The organism is Roseibium sp. RKSG952 (assembly GCF_009711355.1).
Genome location: NZ_SMMF01000959.1, coordinates 136,054 through 151,479, shown reverse-complemented (window position 1 = coordinate 151,479; position 15,426 = coordinate 136,054). Strand labels below are relative to the sequence as shown.

At 57.0% G+C, this 15,426-nt stretch carries 13 protein-coding genes; 9 read left to right on the top strand and 4 right to left on the bottom strand.

Annotation, left to right across the window (positions count from 1 at the left end):
• The first annotated feature begins 156 nt into the window (after positions 1 to 156).
• The 9 genes from E1297_RS40745 (at position 157) to E1297_RS40705 (ending at position 11,113) form a co-directional block, all read left to right on the top strand.
• Positions 157 to 906: a sugar phosphate isomerase/epimerase gene (locus E1297_RS40745; protein ID WP_155148479.1), complete on the top strand. Its 750-nt coding sequence runs from the start codon at positions 157 to 159 to the stop codon at positions 904 to 906.
• Positions 906 to 1,943, top strand: a complete 1,038-nt coding sequence (locus E1297_RS40740) for a LacI family DNA-binding transcriptional regulator (protein WP_155148477.1) — start codon at positions 906 to 908, stop codon at positions 1,941 to 1,943. The genes E1297_RS40745 and E1297_RS40740 overlap by 1 nt, the downstream gene beginning before the upstream one ends.
• Before the next feature lie 29 nt (positions 1,944 to 1,972).
• The gene (locus E1297_RS40735; protein WP_155148475.1) at positions 1,973 to 2,722 is read left to right on the top strand and encodes a basic amino acid ABC transporter substrate-binding protein; all 750 of its coding nucleotides are present in this window, start codon (positions 1,973 to 1,975) and stop codon (positions 2,720 to 2,722) included.
• A gap of 67 nt (positions 2,723 to 2,789) precedes the next feature.
• Positions 2,790 to 4,433 carry an amino acid ABC transporter permease gene (locus E1297_RS40730; RefSeq protein ID WP_155148473.1) on the top strand — a complete coding sequence of 548 codons (1,644 nt, stop codon included), beginning with the start codon at positions 2,790 to 2,792 and terminating at the stop codon, positions 4,431 to 4,433.
• Positions 4,430 to 6,394 carry a beta-galactosidase gene (locus tag E1297_RS40725; protein WP_244328069.1) on the top strand — a complete coding sequence of 655 codons (1,965 nt, stop codon included), beginning with the start codon at positions 4,430 to 4,432 and terminating at the stop codon, positions 6,392 to 6,394. Before E1297_RS40730 ends, E1297_RS40725 begins: the two co-directional genes overlap by 4 nt.
• Before the next feature lie 162 nt (positions 6,395 to 6,556).
• On the top strand, positions 6,557 to 7,681 hold the full coding sequence (locus tag E1297_RS40720; protein WP_155148469.1) for an extracellular solute-binding protein: 1,125 nt from the start codon (positions 6,557 to 6,559) through the stop codon (positions 7,679 to 7,681).
• Between the two features lie 118 nt (positions 7,682 to 7,799).
• Positions 7,800 to 8,912: an ABC transporter ATP-binding protein gene (locus tag E1297_RS40715; protein WP_155148467.1), complete on the top strand. Its 1,113-nt coding sequence runs from the start codon at positions 7,800 to 7,802 to the stop codon at positions 8,910 to 8,912.
• Between the two features lie 12 nt (positions 8,913 to 8,924).
• Positions 8,925 to 9,845 carry an ABC transporter permease gene (locus tag E1297_RS40710; RefSeq protein WP_155148465.1) on the top strand — a complete coding sequence of 307 codons (921 nt, stop codon included), beginning with the start codon at positions 8,925 to 8,927 and terminating at the stop codon, positions 9,843 to 9,845.
• Entirely contained in the window at positions 9,842 to 11,113 is a 1,272-nt protein-coding gene (locus E1297_RS40705; RefSeq protein WP_155148463.1) for an ABC transporter permease, read from the top strand. The genes E1297_RS40710 and E1297_RS40705 overlap by 4 nt, the downstream gene beginning before the upstream one ends.
• Positions 11,114 to 11,153: 40 nt before the next feature.
• On the opposite strand, the gene E1297_RS40700 is transcribed toward E1297_RS40705, so the two are convergent.
• Genes E1297_RS40700 through E1297_RS40685 form a run of 4 tightly spaced genes read right to left on the bottom strand, consistent with a single transcriptional unit; the run spans position 11,154 to position 15,422 of the window.
• Positions 11,154 to 13,073 (bottom strand): beta-galactosidase, encoded by a 1,920-nt coding sequence (locus E1297_RS40700; protein WP_155148461.1) that lies wholly within the window; start codon positions 13,071 to 13,073, stop codon positions 11,154 to 11,156.
• Positions 13,070 to 13,930, bottom strand: a complete 861-nt coding sequence (locus E1297_RS40695; RefSeq protein ID WP_155148460.1) for an SMP-30/gluconolactonase/LRE family protein — start codon at positions 13,928 to 13,930, stop codon at positions 13,070 to 13,072. The genes E1297_RS40700 and E1297_RS40695 overlap by 4 nt, the downstream gene beginning before the upstream one ends.
• A complete protein-coding gene (locus E1297_RS40690) occupies positions 13,930 to 14,532 on the bottom strand; it encodes a 2-dehydro-3-deoxy-6-phosphogalactonate aldolase (protein ID WP_155148458.1) in 603 nt (200 codons plus the stop codon). Before E1297_RS40690 ends, E1297_RS40695 begins: the two co-directional genes overlap by 1 nt.
• The gene (locus E1297_RS40685; protein WP_155148456.1) at positions 14,529 to 15,422 is read right to left on the bottom strand and encodes a 2-dehydro-3-deoxygalactonokinase; all 894 of its coding nucleotides are present in this window, start codon (positions 15,420 to 15,422) and stop codon (positions 14,529 to 14,531) included. The genes E1297_RS40690 and E1297_RS40685 overlap by 4 nt, the downstream gene beginning before the upstream one ends.
• Between the last annotated feature and the right edge of the window lie 4 nt (positions 15,423 to 15,426).

Here is a 15,426-nt window from a genome sequence, read left to right as displayed (position 1 = left end):
CAATCATCGAAACTCCAGTTCTATGAACTCTCGATCTGAAAGTACTCTGATTTCGGATATTCAGACAAACACGCCCGTAGGAACGACATGCTTGACAAGTCGGGTTGTGATGTTTCACGCTAATTGAAACGTTTCAATATATTCATAAGCGACAGTATGCGGATATCGGCACAGCTTTATACCGTCCGACAGATCGGCGATCTGAAAGCCCAGCTTGAGTTGGTTGCAGGCACTGGGTTTGCCGATATTGAAACGATTGGCTTTCATGATCTCAGTCCGTCGCAAATGGTCGATCAGGTTCGACAATCCGGGCTGAATGTAAGATCCGCTCATTTCGAGTGGTGGGAGTTTGAAAGCCGGTTTCAGGACATTCTCTTTCTGCTCAGAGAACTGGAATGCCATGTGGCTGTCATGCCTTGGCTGACGCCCGAGGCAAGGCCCGACACTGTTAGGGGATGGAGGGCAGTGTCGGGCCAGTTGAACATTTGGGCGGATCAACTGGCGGTCCATGGTGTCAGGCTGGCGTATCACAATCATGATTTCGATCTTGAAGACTATCAGGGTGTTACACCTCTGGGTCTGATTCTTGAGCAAGGGAACATCTGGTGGCAGCCAGATATCGGCTGGTTGGTTGCGGCGGGGCTGGACCCTGCTGCGGCGACTATGCGTTACGGTGATCGCATCATTTCCGTACATGCCAAGGACGTTGATCCGCTGGCAGGGCAGGGGGACGAATGCTGGCGCGATCTTGGGCAAGGTGTCGTGGACTGGCCTGCCGTGCTGGCTGCGCTTGGCAACACTGGCTGCACTGACCTGTTTGTAGAGCATGATGAGACGCTTGATCATTGGCGTACGATGGAAACCGGCCGCCGGTTTCTGACTGATCAGCTTTGTGAGGGCGTGTAATGGCCCGTGCAACGATCAAGTCGATTGCCAAACGCACCGGATACTCTGTCGGTACAGTGTCAAACGCACTTCGCGGCACGGATTCCGTCAAACGCGAAACGCGTGAACAGATTCAACGGGTCGCCAAGGAACTTGGCTATCGTGTCAATCTGGATGGCCTGAAGCTGCGCACCAAGAAATCCTATCGCATCGCCGTTTTGGTAGGCGTCTCGGCGGATGTACCCGAGGAATGGGAGGGGGTGGAATTCACTCGCATCCTTGCAGGGATTTCGAATGCGTTGCGTGGATCGATGTATGAGCTCAGCGTGTTCAGCGTGGCTGATATCGATGGGTCGATGAAGACACTGCAATCCATCGTTCGCGAGGGGCTGGCCGATGGGGTGATCTTTTCCGGCACTCGCCGGAATGATCCTCGTATCGCTTACTTACAGGAACAGGATTTCCCCTTTGTCACCTATGGTATGAGCGACAGTTCCCAACCCCACCCTTATGTGGATTTTGACAGTCAGGCAGCGGCGTTTGATGCGACGGAGCGTTTGCTGAAACTCGGTCACCACCGCATTGCCCTTATCAATCCGCCGCAAGAGTTGATCTATGCTGCGCAGCGGGAGCAGGGATATTCAGACGCCTTGTCCGCTGCGGGAGAGCCCCAGGATCCTGCGCTTGTTTTCAGCGGCCCAACAACAGCAAAAACCGGCCAGCAGGGCTTCATATCCCTGATGAAGATGCCGGATCGTCCAACCGCCATCATCTGCGCGAATGAGGCGATGACCCTTGGTGTGTTGTCGGCTGCCTCTGATACCGGCATTCGGGTCGGGCGCGATATTGTTGTAATCTCAACCGACGATCTTCAGCTCAGCCGCTATTTCGTGCCACCGCCCAGCACCTATTACGTACCGATTGTTGAGACCAGCCACCTGCTGGGTGAATTCATGCTTAAATCCCTGGACGGTGTTGATCCGTCCGCGATCCAAAAAAAGATCAGGGCCACCTTAATCGAGCGGCAACCTGACACCCCGGCGCCGGAAGCGGCGTAAACCACAGACCAACAAAGGAGAAACCGGACATGTTCAAGAAACTGCTTGCTGCCGCAACGCTAGCCGCGATGACAGCGCCTGCGGCCTTTGCCGCCGATCTGGAGGGGCGTGTGCTCAAGATCGGAACGGACGCCACTTACCCGCCGATGGAAACCGTTGATGAAACAACGGGACAGATCGTGGGCTTTGACGTGGATGTGATGAATGCGATCTGCGAAAAGGTCAATTGCGTCCCGAACTTCGTCAACACCGCCTGGGACGGCATCTTTGCCGCGCTTCAGCAGGGCGAGTTCGATCTGGTGATCTCTGGCGTTTCGATCACACCGGAACGCGAAGAAACCATGGATTTTTCCGAGCCTTACATCGTGGTCAGCCAGGCGATCCTGCTGCAGGTCGACAATGCCGATATGACACTGGATGACTTCAAGGCTGGCGGTCAGAAACTGGCGGCTCAAACTGGCACCACGAACGCGCAACTGGCCGAAGAACTGGTAGGGCGTGAAAATGTCAGTCTCTATGACAACTTCTCGGCTGCTATTCTGGCGTTGCAGAACGCGGACGTGCAGGGCGTCATCATCGATGGAACCTCTGCCGCCGCGTATGAGCAGGAATTTGCGGGTGAATTGACCGTCGGTATCACGGGTCTGCAGTCCGACCCGCTGGGCATCGTCTTTCAGGAGGGTGATGCAACCGTTGACGCAATCAACGAAGGACTGGCGGCAATCAAAGAAGACGGAACGCTGGATGCTCTGATCGGTAAGTACTGGAGCACGAACTGATCGGATAAAGCTTCCATAGGCTCCGGCGGCCGCAGTCGCCGGAGCTCTGTCCCAGCGGAGAGAATTCATGTCGCGCCTAAGCCGGATTCGCCCGAGCAACCTTGTATTGCTCGCTGCAGCCCCGTTCATCATCTACCTGTTTGCCACGTCGTCAAAGTACCTGAGATCGCTGATCGCGATTCTGGGGATAGGCAACAACGCAGGGCCAATCTTTATCGGGTTTCTGTTGATGCTGACTGTGGCGGTGCTGGGCTATCTGTGTGCCCGAAATGCTCGTTTCGCGACCGCACCAAACTGGCTGCGAATTGCGGCTTTGGCCGCGCTACCAGCAGCGCTGGGACTGGCCGTTCTGGCACTTGTTGCGCCTCAGGTGTTGATGCCCTTTGCCGAATCCGTGTTCTTTCATGCACTCAGCGAAAACACCTCGACCCTTATTGATCGGACAAATCAGACCTGGGTTCTGTTCCCGGAAGTGGTCGGACAAGTGCAGACCGGATTGCAGGTGCTTTTGGCTGTCTACGCGATCGTCATTGCCTTGTGCCTCGCGTCCGGCCGACTACCCAATCCGCTAAGGGGTCGCGTTACGTTGGGGTTTGAAATTCTGACCGGCGCAGCACTGTTCTATATGTTGTTCATGGCGCATTGGCAGTTTGCCACCGGCGTCGCCATTACGTTTCGTGCCGCAATTTTCGCGTATATCTTTGCAGCAATCCTTGGATTGATCTGGGTGGGGCTCCAGTCGTTCAAACCAAAGGCACGAACAACCGTAACCTATGGTTCGATCAGTCTGGCGCTGCTGGCAATCTCGGCTTTTTTCTTCATGCAGCCGCAGGTCAATTATGTACTGGTCGGCAGCACCGAAGCGCGTATCGCGATCGTACGTGGTACACCGCAGGCGCAGGCAGATATCATCAGGTTTGGTGAATTCGAAGGTGGCGAAGAACGGCAGTATCGTATCCGCAGCGCGACGGATTCGGCCAGTGCGTTGGAACAGATCGAAACGGTCGACAGTGTCTCAGGCGCCTTTGTCCCGGTCGAGGCGCATACGCAAGGCTATCCCGTTCTCTGGCAGACGAGTTTTCTGCCGGACAAGTATCGCAATCCGGCGCTGACTTTCGCCGTTTTTGGCTTTCTGCTGCTGACGCTTACCATTGGAGGGTCACAGCACAAGTTGCACCCGCTGGCTGTCGGGGCCGAGTTCTTTGTCGACACGATCCGGGGCATACCGATGCTGGTGATCATCCTCTATATCGGGTTGCCGCTGGCAGGTGCGGTCAAGGATGCGACTGGTGGCGGGATCGACATGACCAATATGACCCGCGGGATCATTGCGATCTCGGTCGGTTATTCTGCTTACATGGCCGAGATTTTTCGGTCCGGCATTGAGGCAATTCCCAGAGGGCAGCTTGAGGCCGGCAGCTCGCTTGGTTTGTCGCGCTGGCAGACTGCACGATTGATCATCCTGCCTCAGGCATTGCGCATCGTGACGCCGCCCTTGGGGAACGAATTCATAGCAATGATCAAAGATACATCGCTGCTGTCGATCCTGTCGGTCCGCGACATGACCCAGCGCATGCGCGAGTTTCAGGCCGCCAGCTTTCTGCCCTTCGCACCCTTCAATACGGCGGCAATACTCTATGTCGTCATCACGCTTGGCTGCGCCAGCTTCCTGAAATGGATCGAGCGGCGCACCGCAAAGGACGAAAGATGAGCAAACTTGAACTGGGGGTTTGTTACTACCCCGAACAATGGGATCGGTCCCAGTGGCGTGATGATGCGGCGCAGATGATCGCGATGGGTCTGGACTGGGTTCGGATCGCTGAATTCACCTGGGGGCTGATCGAACCCGAGCGGGGTCGTTTCGACTGGGACTGGCTGGACGAAGTGATCGATATTCTGGGCGCGGCCGGTTTGCGGGTAATGATGTCCACGCCCACGGCGGCACCCCCAAAATGGCTGATTGATGAACATCCCGAGATCCTGCCAGTTGGACCAGATGGTCGGGTTCGTGGTTTTGGTTCACGTCGACACTATTGTTTTTCCAGCGAGATCTATCTGGAAGAAGCCTGTCGCATAGCCAGCGCATACGCCCGAAGATACGGGCAAAATCCGCACGTTCATGCGTGGCAGATCGACAATGAGTATAATGATCACGACACGGTGCTCAGCTACTCCGATGCCGCAAAGTATGGATTCCGTCTCTGGCTGCGACAGCGTTATGGGACGATTGAGACGCTCAACCAGACATGGGGTACGGTCTTTTGGGGATCGCAGTATTCTGACTTTGATCAGATCGAACTGCCAAATGGTCTGGTCGCGAACCCGAACCCGACACATGCGCTGGATTTCGCACGGTATTCATCCGATCGGGTTCGACTGTTCAACAAGGCGCAGGTGGACATTCTGCGCGAATATGCGCCCGGACGGGACATTACGCACAACTTTATGGCCGGCAGTTTCGAATTCGATCACCACGCCGTTGCCACCGATCTGGATGTTGTGGGATTTGACAGCTATCCGCTGGGAAATCTGCTGGGCTCAACCCTGTCTGATCAGGAAAAGCACCGGTATCTGAGAACCGGCGCGCCGGACTATCAGGGCTTTCATTGCGATCTCTACCGATCGCAAGGGCGTGGTCGAATGTGGGTTCTGGAACAGCAGCCTGGGCCGGTTGATTGGGCCGAAAAGAACCCCTCGCCCGCCGACGGGATGGTACGGCTGTGGACATGGGCAGCCTATGCGCACGGTGCGCAGGCTGTGATGTTCTTTCGCTGGCGGCAGGCGAAGTTCGCTCAGGAACAGTTCCACACGGCACTTCTGCGATCTGATGGGAGTCCGGATCAGGCAGCAGAGGAACTAGCGCAGATCGTAGCGGAACGGGAGGTTATACCACCCGCCGTTTGGACGTGTGCGAAGGTGGCTATGGTGCTGGACTACACGTCAATCTGGGCCGCTGATATTCTGCCACATGATGATGCGTTTCCGAACGCGCAGATCATCCGCGAATGGTATGCGGCATTGCGCGAACTCGGCGTTGATCTGGATTTTTTGGGGCCCGAAGATGATCTATCGGATTATGCACTGGTGATCCTGCCGCAGAATATGATCGTGACATCGGATTTTGCGGCCAAACTGCAGGATTGCCAGGCGAAGCTTTTGATTGGAGCCCGGTCAGCCAGCAAGACCGAGGATATGCATACCCCGGACAACCTCGCTCCGGGTGTTCTGGCCGATCTGACCGGGGTTCGAATCAATCGCGTCGAATCATTACCGGAGTTGGCGGAGGAGGCCGTTCGATTTGGCGACGCTGCCACCTTTGATTTCATTGGGTGGCGTGAAATTGTTGAGACAGAACAGGAAGTTATGGCCAACTTTGTCAGCAAATATCGCGATGGTAGCCCTGCTGTGATCAGGTCCGAGCGGGCCACTTATCTGGCAATGGTGCCGCAAGGCCAGCTTTTGCGGATGATTCTAGAGGATGTTTTGGCGTGGGCTGGAATCGAATTCACTGTCTGCGATCCGGATTTGCGGATTACGCAGCGCGGTGATCTGAAATTTGCATTTAATTTCGGCGATGAAGATATCCGCTTGCAAACAGACCAAACACGGTCCTTTCTCGTTGGTGGAGAGGTCGTTCCCCCTTACGGCGTTTGTATTTGGCGAGGTAGCTAGGCGAAGCAGAGCGCGTCGGATGTAGGTCCAGCACGAGGCAATTTCCCGAACTGGACTTAAGAAAACCGCGAACTGTCACTTTTGGGCTGACGCGGGCGCCGCAAATCTCTACGCTGTTAAAAAAGAACAAAAACAACACAATCCAACTACGGGAGAAAACCAATGGTGAAAACCAAATCTGTTACCCGCCGCTCGGTCTTGAAGGGTGCGGGTGCCGCTGCTTTGGCAGCGCCACTTTACAGCAAGAGTGCGCTGGCTTCGTCGGGTGAAATCAACATCCTGATGTGGTCGGACTATCTGCCGCCCAGCTTTATTCAAGAGTTCGAAACTCTAACCGGTATCAAGGTGAACTACACCGGTATCGGATCGAACGAAGAAATCATCAACAAGATGAAGGCGACCAAAGGTCAGGGCTTTGACATCGTCTCGCCGACCAACAACCGTTCGCTTCAGTGGGAGCCGCTGGAACTGTTGCAGCCGTTCGACATGAACAAGGTTCCGATCGATCTGGTGAACCCTGCGATGGCCAAGATCGGCACCGACGCATGGAACTTTGGTGACAGCGGCGCGCACTGGCTGCCGCATATCTGGGGCACCGAAGGCATCGCTTATCGTACTGACCTGTGGCTGCCCGAAGGCGATGCGCCGTCCTATGGCGACGTGTGGTCGGAAGAAAACGCTGGCAAGACCATGGGCCGTGCGCACTCGATGATGCTGGGTGCGGGTCTCTACATGGAGCGCGCCGGTGAGATGGAACCGGGTTCTGTCTGGGCCGCTTATGGTGACGAAGACACCATGCGCAAGGTCTGGGGCCAGATTGCCGACTGGTGCATCGAGCGTAAGAACCGGATCAAGCTGATCTGGAACGACGCGGATACCCAGAAGAACGGTCTGCTGAACGAAGGTGTGGTTGTCGGCCAGACATGGGACGGCCCGCCGCTGGCCCTGAAATCCGCTGGTGAGCCTGTGCACTATCAGGCGCCTGTCGAAGGTGCGATGGCCTGGGTTGACGGTATCTCGATGCCGACAGGCGCGGCGAATATCGATCAGGTCTATGCCTTCATCGACTTTGCTTATCAGGCCAAACCGGCCGGTGTCGCAATCGACAGCCACGGCTATAACTCGCCAGTTCTAGGTGCCGACCAGTATTCGGGCGACACCTACAAAAAGAACTTTGCCGAAGCCTATCCGGGCGACTCGCTGGCCAACCTGAACCCATGGCCGGCCGAAGCACCCTGGTATGCTGAAACTCGGACCGAGTTCGTCAATAAATTCAAGAGCGCCTGATCGCCTTGAAACCGGGCCCCTCGCGTAACACGCGGGGGGCTGCTACCCGTGCGCCGCCCCGGCGTAACGGACAGTTATGTGACACGGCCCTGTGCCGTGCTCCAGGGAGATACCAAAAATGAGTGCAGGGGTCGGAGTCGATCTGGAAAACCTGTGGATCCGCTTCGGTGATTTTGTCGCCGTGCGTGATGCGAACGTAAACATCAATGGGGGCGATTTCTTTTCGTTCCTTGGCCCCTCGGGCTGTGGCAAGACAACCATCCTGCGCGCTGTTTCGGGCTTTCTGGAGCCCAGCGAAGGAAATGTTCTGATCGGTGGCAACAACATGAGAGGGATCGGGCCGAACAAACGTCCGACCGCACTGATCTTTCAGAACCTTGCGTTGTTCCCGCTGATGAAGGTCTGGGAAAACATCACCTTCTCGATGGAAATCAAAGGCGCCAGCGCTGCCGAACGCCGCAAGCGTGCTGATGAGTTGCTGGATATGATCGCGCTTCCGGGACAGGGCGATAAGTTGCCCAGCGAATTGTCAGGTGGTCAGCGTCAGCGTGTGGCAATCGCACGCGCCCTGTGCGCCGAACCCGATGTTCTGCTGCTGGACGAACCCCTGTCGGCGCTGGACCTCAAACTACGCCAGCACATGCGGACCGAACTGCGTGAAATTCAGCAGCGTGTCGGTATTACTTTCATCTACATCACCCATGACCAGGGCGAGGCGTTGACCATGTCGGACAACATCGCCGTCATGCGGGCAGGGGTGATTGACCAGATTGCAGACGGCAAGACTATCTACAACGATCCAAACACCGCGTTTGCAGCCTCTTTCGTGGGCGAAAACAATGTGTTCCGTGGCAAGGTCAAGCAGGTCATGGGAAATGAAGCGCTAATCGCGACTAACCGTTCCGGCGATCTGGTCGCGCGGATTTCCACCGCCAATCAGGGCAAGATGAAAGAGGGTGATGACGCCATGATGTTCATCCGCCCTGAAGCCTTTGCAATTGCCTCTGACGGTGCGGCCGGAGATCACTTTGTCACCGCGCGTGTGAACCACGAGGAATTTGAAGGCAATGTCTTCAACATCTTCACCGAAGGTGAGGGCGGCAAAGAGATCAAGGTTTCGATCCCCAACCTGGGCCAGTCCTTTGAGGATCACACCGGGCAGAACATCACGCTGGAATATGAGACCCGCAATGCGGTTGTCGTTCCCGCGGGTGAACTGGCTGCGGAATAGGGAGGCCTCATAATGCCAGGCTTCCTCAAGGAGTTTTTCAATCGCAATGGCACCGGCATGGGGCTGGCGATCTTGGGCCTGGTCCTGTTCTGGACCATTGGCCTGATCATCCTGCCCCAGCTGTCGATGCTGGACTTTTCCTTCCGTCCGAACCTGCCGCCGCCAGAGATTGGTGGGCCCAAGGACGTCTATACGCTGGAGAACTACAAATACTTGATCTACGGACCCGAAGGGGGCAGTCAGTCTTATAACGCTGTCGACCTGCGGGTGTTCTTCCGGACGCTGATTGCGGCGGTCTGTGTAACGATCTTCAACCTGATCATCTGTTACCCGATCGCCTATTACCTCGGTCAGTCCAAGGGCAGCCATATCCGCATCTTTGCGATCATGCTGATCATTCCCTACTGGATCAACGAGATCCTGCGCGCGTTTGCCCTGCGGATCATCTTTGGTGAAACCGGTGTTTTGAACACGTTGTTCATGGGGCTGGGTATCTTTGATACTCCATTCGACTTCATCCGCAACGATATCGCGCTCTATGCGGGTCTGGGCTATGCCTACATCCTGCTGATGATCTTCCCGATGTACAACGTGATCGAAAGTCTGGATGGAAACCAGATCGAGGCCGCGCGTGATCTTGGTGCGCCCTGGTGGCGGATTCACTGGCGTGTGGTCATCCCCTACGCCAAGCCAGGCATCAGTTCGGGCTGTACGATGGTCTTCATGCTGAGCGCCGGTGCGCTGGCCGCTCCACAGATTCTGGGCGGGCCGTCGTCTCTGTGGTTCACGCAGCTGATCTATCAGCAGTTCAATGACAACAACGACTGGCCGCAGGGTGCTGCATACGCCATCGTTCTGCTGGTGACCTGTATCCTGTTCGTGCTGGCGATGATGCGCCTGTTCAAGGTGAACATGGGGGATATCGGGAAATGAACACTTCCTTCCTCCGTATAAGCATCTGGGTCTATCTGGCGATCTTCTTCGCCTATCTGCTGGGGCCGCTGGTGATCATGTCGATCACCGCATTCAACTCGTCCGGGTTCCCAAGAATGTCGCCCTGGGAATGTCTGACCTTCCAGTGGTTCAGTGAGCTGTTTCAGGATCAGCGCATTCTGAACGGTATCAAGAACTCGTTGATCATCGGTGCCGGGACAGTTGTTCTGTCGGTCGCGATGGGTCTGGCCGGGGCGCTGATGCTGACTCAGATTTGGCCCAAGCTGCGCGCGACCTACTACACGATCATCATCGCACCGATCCTGATCCCGGGTGTTGTTTTGGGTATCTCGACACTGGTGTTCTGGGATCGGATCAACCGGATGTTAGGTCTGGGTGCCGACAGCTTCTTGTCCAACGGTGTTTTCCTGACGGTGATCGGTCAGTCCACCTTTATCGCCAGCTACTGCATGCTGGTACTGGTGGCGCGTCTGCAGCGTTACGACATCGCCCTGACCGAAGCGGCGCTGGATCTTGGCGCAACTCATGCGCAGGCGTTTCGCAAGATCCTGCTGCCGTTCATGCGTCCGGCGATTGCCTCAGCTGCGGTGCTGGCGTTTCTCGCCTCGTTCGAGAACTACAACACTACCACCTTCACCTTTGGTGAGTACCCAACGCTGACGATCGAACTGGCCCAGAAGGTCCGGTATGGCATCACGCCCGCGATCTCGGCGCTGGCCTTCATCATCGTGGCGTTGACTGTGTTCTTTGCACTGTTGAACGAAGCCAAGTTGAAGCGTCAGGAACTGGTGGCTGCGGCGCGCAAGAAAGCCACGGTTGAAGAACTGGCGGGCAAGATCAAGCTGCCAAGCTTTTTTGCGGGCAACATGGCTGCGGTTTTGTTGGTTGTGTTCGCGGTTGCCACGATCACTGTGGTGGGCACGGCTACGGCCTATAACCCTGCGCAGTGTATCGCCAACGTGAAAGAGCAGAAGCAACTGGAAGCCGAACAGCGCATTCAGGAACTGCGCAAGCAGCGTGAAGAGCGCCGCAAGCAACGCGAAGCCGAAGAGGCCGAGCAGGGCGATGCGCAGCAGTCGGCTCCGAAACCGTCAAACAACAGCGGCTTTGGCAACGTCTTTGCGCCGAATACGTTGGGCGGTGAAGAGGATGAAGGCGCTGCGGATACCGAAGAGCAACCTTCGGGCTCCAATAACAGCGGCTTTGGCGGGGTCTTTGATCCCAACAGCCTGCAAAACGATCAATAGGCACAAACGCCTTGCATAAACAGCGTCCCGCCCGGTCAGGTCAGTCCTGTCCGGGCGGGTTGCGTTTCAGGATGGCGACATCGCATCCACCGATGTCATGATCGTTCCACGTAACCGGTTGTGCGTTGTAATTGATCAGAAACACATGCTCTGCCGTTTCGCGCCGTCGCAATCCGGCGGGCATGGGATGCAGCGCGATGCCGGCTTCGCGCGCGGCCAACTCAATGACGCGGTCCCACAAGGCTTCATCCGGAAAGCACCCGAGATACCATAGGTTGCCCGAACTCATGAGCGCTGGGTTTCCGTCTGAGAATGTCAGTAAATTCCGGGCTTCGCCGGACAGCCGTTCAACCCAATGCAATGCAGCGCCACCACCCTCAACTGACCGTTCACTGGTTGGGGGCAGGGTTTCGATGAGATCGACGTCGCAATCCAGACCGGAAAGACCGGGGCGACCTTGTTGCGGGATTTGAAAATCATCTGTTATCGCGCCGGTTCTTGGTCCGAGGATGACCAGTGATCCGGACGCTTCCAGACGATCTGTTTGTTCAGTGTCCAGTGACGCCAGACCCGGCGCCAGGACCAGCTTGTACTGATCTGCCGGGATATCTGCAGCAGATACAAAATCTACAGACAGGCCAGCGCGTCGCAAGGCTTTGTAGGTCGAGAAAACCAGTCTGAAGTAGTCGAACCCGGCACCCTGAGGTTGGGTGTTCCAGGCCCAGTCCGAAGTATAGTCAAAGACGATCGCAACCTCTGCGACCCGCTGATGAACATCGCCAAGCTTGGTCAGGTCATCAGCCACGTGCCGCGCTTCAGCCAGTGCAGGTGCTGCGCGGTTATGTGGTGTCATAAGCCCCGCGTGCATCTGTTCCTGACCGAACGGGGCCTGACGCCAGCGGAAATAGCTGACGACTTCGGCACCATGGGCAACGGCCTCAAGTGACCACAGGCGCACCATGCCGGGCAGTGGGGCAGGATTGTAGGGCGCCCAGTTCACCGGGCCCGGTTGTTGTTCCATCACCCACCATCTGCCACGCCCGACCGCACGATAGAGATCATGATGAAAGGCCTGCATATCCGGGTCGCCCTGCTGCAGATAGGCGGTTTTGTGTGCCTCGTCTGCCTCAAGCCGATCTGAGAGAAAGCCGATCGGGTAGCTGTCCCATGTGGCGATATCCAGATCAGCCCCGACTTTGAAGTGATCGAAATCCAATATGCGCCCCATGTAGTTGTGCAGCAACGGGGTATTGGTCAGCGGGCGCAGTGCATTTACCTGCGCCTTGTTGAAGGCAACGACCTGATCCGAACTGAAACGACGGAAGGCCAAAACATGGGATGGGTTGGGCTCGGTTACGGTCAGGTTCGGCAGATCAATCTGGTCAAAGCTGTTGTATTCCATCGACCAAAAGACATTTCCCCATGCCTCGTTCAAGGCATCGATGGTGCCGTACTCGGACGCCAACCAGTTCCGAAATGCCTGCAGGGCAGATGCGCTGTAGCTGACGGTGGTGTCATGACAGCCATATTCGTTGTCGATCTGCCAGGCGGCGACATGCGGGTTCTGCCCGTATCGTTCTCCCATGATGCGCGCGATGCGCCAGCATTCGTCGATATAGCCCTGATGGCTGAAACAGTAGTGCCGGCGCGACCCGAATTTGCGCGGGTTACCTTGGGCATCAACGGCCAGCATGTCGGGGTGCTTGTCCAGCATCCAGCGCGGCGGTGTTGCCGTGGGTGTCCCCAGCACAACCTTCAGCCCGGCGTTCCCGAGCGTCTCAATCGCGCGGTCCAGCCAGTCGAGTTTCAGATGGCCGGGTGTGGGTTCCATCCGGCTCCAGGCAAACTCACCGATGCGAACCCATGTCAGACCTGTTTCGACCATGCGGGCAGCATCGTCGGCCCACATCGCCTCGGGCCAATGTTCGGGATAGTAGCAAACGCCAAGTTCCGGCTTCATAGGATGACTCTGTGTTCCGCCTGACCCTGCGCCACGTTTGGTGCGGCGAAGGTCATTCCGTTAGAAGGTTGTGTTTCGATTGTATGCGCATCCAGCCCCTCGCGGGCCGTTGTGCAGAAAAGCGTCGTCAGATCGTCGCCGCCAAAGTCGGGACACGAGGCGTGCCGGGCGTCAAACTGCACGGCCTTGAGGAACTGTCCGCTGGGGCTGTAGGCCGCAACGCGCGATGCGCCCCATTGTGCAATCCAGATGTTTCCCTCGGCATCCACCACTGCACCATCCGGGTTCAGGCCTTCGCTGCGAAGGTCCAGAAACACCGCGCTGTTCCCTTCGGGCCAACCGGTTTCGGGGTTCAGATCCCACCGCCTGACCTGTCTGGTTACGGTATCGCAGAAATAAGCGCAGGATCGGTCCGGCGCAAAACTGATGGCGTTCGAGATGGTGATGTCCGAAACCAACTGACGCAATTCCCCACGGTAGAAACGATAGATCGCTCCGGCGCCGGTTTCGGCCTGTTTTCCCATGGTCCCGATCCAGAACCCGCCCCAGGGATCGGCGCGGCCATCGTTTGATCGGGTTACCGGATTGTCTGCTTCCATGGGTGAGATCAGTTCTTTCTGACCATTCTCCAATCCAAACCGCCAAAGACCGGTTTCTGAGGCGACAAGCAGCGTGTCCCGGTCAACCCATCCTGCGGCCGAGACATGTTCAGCAAAATCCCAGCTTTGGGGTTCATCGTCTACACGCGTCATCAGGCGCTTGTTGACGATGTCGAACCAGAAAAGCTGTTTCCGTTCAGGGTGCCACAGCGGACCTTCGCCCAACTCGCAGGGGCGGTCGTCATAGATGACGCTCATCAGGCGGCCTCATCATAGGCGGCAACGATTTTTTGGGCACGATCAGCGATTTCGTTGACATCCATACCCGGCTTGTAAAGCGCTGAACCTATACCAAACCCGTCGGCTCCGGCTTTGATCCAATCCCCGAAGTTATCCGGCCCGGCACCACCGACGGCAAACACAAGCGTCCTCGCTGGCAATACAGGCCGCAATGCAGCCAAGCCAGTTGGGCCTGCCATCACACCGGGAAACAGTTTCAACCCGGTTGCTCCCGCCTTGAGTGCGGCAAAGGCTTCGGTCGGTGTGTAAACACCCGGCCAGCTTTGCAGGTTCAATTCAACGGATCGGTGGATCACATCCGCATCGTAATTTGGCGACACGATCAGCTTGCCACCAACATCGGCAACCGCATCGACCTGTTCTGGCGTCAGCACGGTGCCCGCGCCGATCAGGGCTTTGTCACCTAACTCTCGGGCCATCGCGCCGATGCTGTCCAGCGGGTCTGGTGAGTTCAAAGGGACTTCGATCCGGTCGATCCCCGCATTGATCAGGGCGTGTCCGACCGGAATGGCCTCATGCGGGCGTAAACCACGCAGGATCGCAATGATGGGTCGGCTCATGCGTGTTGCCTCGTCAGGTTTCGGGCCTGCATCAGACCTGCCAGTGTTGATTGGGTTGCGTCAGCGCTTTCGACAAAGGCACCTTGCTGTTGCAACGCATTTGAATATGCATCCGCCAGGCCCGGGGCGCCAATGATTGCCAGTTGCTGGCCCAGCCAATAGGGGCGAGTGGCGGCCAGTTCGGCTCCGATCAGATAGCCTGACAGGCGTGCACGGGCGGTATCCCCATCCTGCCCGTGCAGCAGATCGGCTGCGCGCAGGCCAAACAGTCGAGCGGCCAATTGCTCGGGTTTCGACAGCGTATCTGCAACGGCTTCGGCAAAGGCACCATCATCCCAGCCATCCGCAACCGAGTGTCGCAACACGGATTGACCGCGCAGCAGATCGAATAGCTCTCCGGTCATGAAGGTGCGAAAACTGACCACCTCGCTGGCGCTGATCTGCACCCATTTCGTATGAGTTCCGGGCAGACAGATCACGCCGTCCCAATTTGGACGGTTTGCCAGATACCCTGCGATCTGGGTTTCTTCACCTCGCATGACATCTGCCGGATTGACCTGTTTCAGACCAGGTACAACAAAGGCTCGGATGCGGGGATCGGTATCCGGCACGCGAACGGGTGCGTTGGGCAACGGAGCAGAGGGTACAGCCGCATACGGAGCCTCGACCCAGCCCTGCCGTGCACCCACCATGCCGCAGGCGACAACGTCGGTTGGCGAAGTACCCAACCAGCCGCCGATCAGTTCCAACAATGCCACCTGAAAGTCGCCACCCGCCACGCGGGACATGCCGTTTTCTGATTGCGCGTGATCTAGGACAGTCTCGCCCTGCATGGCCCAGGCGCGCAGGTGTGACGTTCCCCAATCGACCGCTATCCATTCTGTATTCATGGCA

Excerpts from the sequence above, each read along its gene's own strand:
- E1297_RS40745 (WP_155148479.1), top strand. The coding sequence starts at position 157 with ATGCGGATATCGGCACAGCTTTATACCGTCCGACAGATCGGCGATCTG.
- E1297_RS40740 (WP_155148477.1), top strand. The coding sequence starts at position 906 with ATGGCCCGTGCAACGATCAAGTCGATTGCCAAACGCACCGGATACTCT.
- E1297_RS40735 (WP_155148475.1), top strand. The coding sequence starts at position 1,973 with ATGTTCAAGAAACTGCTTGCTGCCGCAACGCTAGCCGCGATGACAGCG.
- E1297_RS40730 (WP_155148473.1), top strand. The coding sequence starts at position 2,790 with ATGTCGCGCCTAAGCCGGATTCGCCCGAGCAACCTTGTATTGCTCGCT.
- E1297_RS40725 (WP_244328069.1), top strand. The coding sequence starts at position 4,430 with ATGAGCAAACTTGAACTGGGGGTTTGTTACTACCCCGAACAATGGGAT.
- E1297_RS40720 (WP_155148469.1), top strand. The coding sequence starts at position 6,557 with ATGGTGAAAACCAAATCTGTTACCCGCCGCTCGGTCTTGAAGGGTGCG.
- E1297_RS40715 (WP_155148467.1), top strand. The coding sequence starts at position 7,800 with ATGAGTGCAGGGGTCGGAGTCGATCTGGAAAACCTGTGGATCCGCTTC.
- E1297_RS40710 (WP_155148465.1), top strand. The coding sequence starts at position 8,925 with ATGCCAGGCTTCCTCAAGGAGTTTTTCAATCGCAATGGCACCGGCATG.
- E1297_RS40705 (WP_155148463.1), top strand. The coding sequence starts at position 9,842 with ATGAACACTTCCTTCCTCCGTATAAGCATCTGGGTCTATCTGGCGATC.
- E1297_RS40700 (WP_155148461.1), bottom strand. The coding sequence starts at position 13,073 with ATGAAGCCGGAACTTGGCGTTTGCTACTATCCCGAACATTGGCCCGAG.
- E1297_RS40695 (WP_155148460.1), bottom strand. The coding sequence starts at position 13,930 with ATGAGCGTCATCTATGACGACCGCCCCTGCGAGTTGGGCGAAGGTCCG.
- E1297_RS40690 (WP_155148458.1), bottom strand. The coding sequence starts at position 14,532 with ATGAGCCGACCCATCATTGCGATCCTGCGTGGTTTACGCCCGCATGAG.
- E1297_RS40685 (WP_155148456.1), bottom strand. The coding sequence starts at position 15,422 with ATGAATACAGAATGGATAGCGGTCGATTGGGGAACGTCACACCTGCGC.